Origin of the sequence: Streptomyces sp. NPDC059906 (assembly GCF_042730645.1) — a bacterium.
Classification (GTDB): Bacteria; Actinomycetota; Actinomycetes; order Streptomycetales; family Streptomycetaceae; genus Streptomyces; species Streptomyces rubrogriseus.
On the sequence record NZ_JBHWKU010000042.1, the window covers coordinates 60677 to 64598 of the forward strand.

A 3922-nucleotide genomic window follows, 5' to 3' on the forward strand; every position below is an offset into this window, starting at 1 on the left:
AACCGCCGCCCGGCACCCCTTCAGTGCCGCCGCAGGCCACGCCGGACCGCGGCGGACACCCCACGTCGACCGGAATGCGCCGAGTGCCGTCGCAGGGCGGGCCCCACCGCGGCGAACGCGGGCGGGCCGCCGGGGCGCTCCCGGTGCCGTCGCGGGGTGGGTGGGAGCGCGGGGGGCGGGCGGAGCCGGCCGCGGCGGACGGCGGCGAGAGACGGGCTTCGCTGCTTGTCGACGGCGTCGGCGTCGGCGTCGGCGTCGGCGGGGAGGTCGTCGGTCGGGAGGCCGACGCCGCCCGGCAGGCGCGTTCCGGTGGCCCCGGGACCGGCGCCGCCGTGCGGTGCGGCACCGTCGTGCTGGAGGGCGACGACGCCCGGGTGCCCGGCGTGTTGCGGGAACTGGACGGGGCCGCGTTGGCGCACATCGCGGCGCACGGGACCTTCCGCGCGGACAGCCCGCTGTTCTCGTCGCTGCGGATGGCCGACGGGCCGCTCATCGTGCACGACTTCGAGCGGCTCGACCGCAGCCCGTACCGGATCATCCTGCCCTGCTGCGACACCGCGCGCTTCGCTTCGGTCGGCGCCGACGAGTTGCTCGGCCTGGTCACCGCCCTGCTGCCGCTGGGCACGGCCGGGGTGGTGGCGTGCACCGCGCCGGTCAACGACGCCGCGGTGGTGCCCCTGATGCTCGCGCTGCACAAGGGGCTGGAGGCCGGTCTGTCCCTGGCGGAGGCGCTGCGCGACGCGCGGGCCGCGCTGCCGGGCGACGCGGTGCACCAGGCGACGGGGTGGGCGTTCACGGCGTTCGGGGCGGCCTGAACCCGCCCCGGTACCCGGCCGCCGGGTCAGGCGGGCTGGGGCTCGGGCAGTTCCATGAGCCACGGCAGGGCGCCGCGGTCGCCCGCGCCGAGGCGGGTGTAGGCGCCGTAGAGGTGGTTGCCGACGGTGCGGACGGAGAGGGTCAGCCGCTCCGCGATCTGCCGGTTGCTCAGGCCCGCGGCGGCGAGCGTGACGATCTGCCGCTGCCGGGCGGTGAGTTCGCCGAGCACCAGGCCGGACAGCGCGGGGGTGCGGGCGCCCTGGCAGCGCCGGGCGAGGGCGGCGGCCCGGGTCCGCGCGGTGCGGGCGGCCCGCGGGTCGCGGTGGACGGGGACCGCCTGGGCGCTCGCCTCGGCCGCGAACAACAGGAATCCGCGCCGTTCCAACTCGTCGGCGGCCCGGTCGAGCGCGGGTCCGTCCTCGCGCGCGAGGGCGTCGGCGTGCGCGGCGAAGACGCCGGTCAGCCGGCCGGCCGCACGCTCGGGCGCGCCGAGCCGGACGGCGTCGTACGGGTCGCCCCGGTCGGCCGTCCGGACCGCCTCGTCGAGGTCGCCGCGCGCGGCGGCGGCCCAGGCGACGGCGGCCTCCGCGCCGACCCGCGCCCCGTCGCCCGACTGCGCGGTGGCCAGGACGAGTTCGGTACGGCAGTCGGGGTCGTCGAGGTCGGTCCGCAGGCCCTCGCGGGCCCAGGCCGCGGCGTCGCGCAGCCGCCCGCCCAACCGGGCGAACCGGGCCCGCAGCGCCGCGTACCCGGCCGGCAGCGGCACATCCTCGGCGGCCAGCCACTCCCCCACGGGGGCCTCGACCGGCCGTACGTCGGCCTGCTCGATGCGCAGGACGAGGGCGGCCCGCTCCGCCTCCAGGGCGGGGCCGGTCCGGCCCGGGGGGCGGGCGGCCAGGCGCCGGGTCCGCAGCCGGCCCGCGGCAGCACGCAGCACCGGGCCGTGCAGGGGGTGCGCGAGGCGCCCGGCGCCGTGGTCGTCGACGGTGACCAGGCCCTCGGCCTCCAGGTTCTCCAGGATCCGTACGTCGAACGCGTCCAAGTCCAAGTCCAGGTCCAGGTCCAGGTCCAGGGGCAGGGGCTCGGCGAAGGCGAGCCGTTCGAGCGTCTCCCGCTCCTCGGTGCGGGGGCGGTCGAGTACCTGGGCGGTGTGCTCGCGGACCGCCGGGGTGACCGGCACCGGTCCGCGCCACGCCCACTGGTCCGTGTCCGGCACCGGCACGAGCAGGCCGCCCTCGCGGACGGCGGTCAGCAGTTCACGCAGCAGCCGCAGGTCTCCCCGGCACAGGCGGTGCAGCCGGTCGACGGTGAGCGGCTCCAGGACGGTGTCCGCGCCGGCCGCGAGCAGTTCGGCGGTCTCCTCGCGGGGCAGCGGTTCCAGGGCGAGGCGCGGCAGCAGCTCACCGGACCACAGCCGGGACACCGCGTCCGGTACGGACGCGCCGTCGGTGGCGACGACCAGGAGGCGGGTGCGGCCGTGCACGGCGAGCTGGTGCACGAGGGCGGCCGAGGCGGCGTCGAGCAGCTGCGCGTCGTCGACCAGCAGCAGCCGTACGCCGGACAGGAGGTGTACCGCGCGGTGCAGGGTGACCCCCTCGGGCAGCAGGTGGGCGAAGGCGGCGAAGGGGATGTCCCGGGTCTCGGGCGTCCCGGCGGCGCGGGCGCAGTCGGTGCCGCGCACGGCCTCCGTCACCAGCCTGGTCTTGCCCGCGCCCGCCGGGCCCGTCACCACGAGGCCGCCCCTTCCGGCCGCCACGGACCCGCGCACCAGCTCCAGTTCGTCCGCCCGACCGGTGAACGGCCAGGGGGTCTCCAGCCTCTTCGGGTCCCGCAGAGAAGTCGTCACGGCAACATGAGTCGGCATACTCATCCCTGATACAGGGTGACTTGAGTACCCCCCGACTCAGGCGCCGGGGACGGTCCGGACGGCACCCTGATGCCCATGACCGCACGCTACTGCTCGCTCGCGCGGCAGCCTGCCCCGGTGCTTCCGCCGGGGCTGGCCGTCGAGCGCGTCGCCGCGCTCGTCGGCGGGCAGCGGATGTGGGTCAACGCCACCGTGCTGCACTACTGCTTCCTCGGCGGCGACACCGACGCCTCGGTGGTCCCGATGCCGGGCACCGGGCGGCCGCGGCGGGGTTCGTGGGCGGGGACCGAGGAACAGCGGGACGTGGTGCGCGACTGCTTCCGGGAGTGGCGCGACCTGGGCATCGGGCTCGGCCTCGAAGAGGTCCGCGACCGGTCTGAGGCGGAGCTGCGCATCGGCTTCCAGCCCGGCGACGGGTCCTGGTCGGCGGTGGGCAAGGACGCGCTCGGGGTCGGTCTGAACGACCGTACGATGAACTTCGGCTGGGACCTGACCGCGCCGGGCGAGCGGGCGACGGCCCTGCACCAGATCGGGCACGCGCTCGGCATGCTGCACGAGCACCAGAGCCCGTTCGCGGGCATCCTGTGGGACGACGAGGCCGTCTACGCCGAGCTGGCGGGCCCGCCCAACCACTGGAGCCGGGAGCGGACCTTCCACAACATCCTGCGCAAGCTCGACGGCGACGAGGCCAACGGCCCGGTCTGGGACCCGCAGTCGATCATGGAGTACCCGTTCGCCTCGGGCCTGATACTGGAGCCCGAGCACTACCGTTCTGGCCTGCGCCCGCCCGGTACGCTCTCCGCCGCCGACAAGGAGTTCGCCCTGCGCTGGTACCCGCCCACCGGCCGGCCCGGTCCGCTGGTGCCGTTCCGCTCGGTGCCGCTGGGTCTCGGGCCCGGCGAGCAGGCCGACTTCCGCGTGGATCCGCCGGAGACCCGCGAGTACACCGTGGGCGCCTTCGGTGACAGCGACGCCGTCGTCGTCGTCTTCGAGGAGCGGGACGGTGTGCCCCGCTACTTCGCCGGACAGGACGACGGGGGAAGCCCCGGCAACGCCACGATCAGGGCCCGTTTCGTCAAGGGCCGCCGCTATGTCGTCCGGGTGCGCCTGTACTCCTCGTGGGGTGCGGGCGAGACGGCGGTCATGTACTGGTGACCGCGCGGCTCACAAGCACCCGTGCGCCGTGGCCACAGACCGGCGCCGGGGGCCGGCCGCGGCGCGCGCCGCCTTCGGGGGCTG

The 3922-nt window shown here is 76.5% G+C and carries 3 protein-coding genes; 2 read left to right on the top strand and 1 reads right to left on the bottom strand.

The window, feature by feature from the left end; genetic code table 11:
- The coding region (locus ACFV9J_RS36775; RefSeq protein ID WP_385362002.1) for a CHAT domain-containing protein at positions 1 to 815 on the top strand (815 nt) is incomplete at its 5' end.
- A 26-nt stretch (positions 816 to 841) separates the two neighbouring features.
- Here the strand turns inward: ACFV9J_RS36775 and ACFV9J_RS36780 are convergent.
- On the bottom strand, positions 842 to 2686 hold the full coding sequence (locus ACFV9J_RS36780; RefSeq protein ID WP_385362004.1) for a LuxR C-terminal-related transcriptional regulator: 1845 nt from the start codon (positions 2684 to 2686) through the stop codon (positions 842 to 844).
- 72 nt (positions 2687 to 2758) lie between these two features.
- Between ACFV9J_RS36780 and ACFV9J_RS36785 the strand changes: the two genes are divergently transcribed.
- Entirely contained in the window at positions 2759 to 3838 is a 1080-nt protein-coding gene (locus ACFV9J_RS36785; RefSeq protein WP_385362006.1) for a hypothetical protein, read from the top strand.
- Positions 3839 to 3922: the final 84 nt, after the last annotated feature.

Bases quoted from the DNA above. Each gene is read 5' to 3' on its own strand.
- ACFV9J_RS36780 (WP_385362004.1), bottom strand. From the start codon at position 2,686: ATGAGTATGCCGACTCATGTTGCCGTGACGACTTCTCTGCGGGACCCG.
- ACFV9J_RS36785 (WP_385362006.1), top strand. From the start codon at position 2,759: ATGACCGCACGCTACTGCTCGCTCGCGCGGCAGCCTGCCCCGGTGCTT.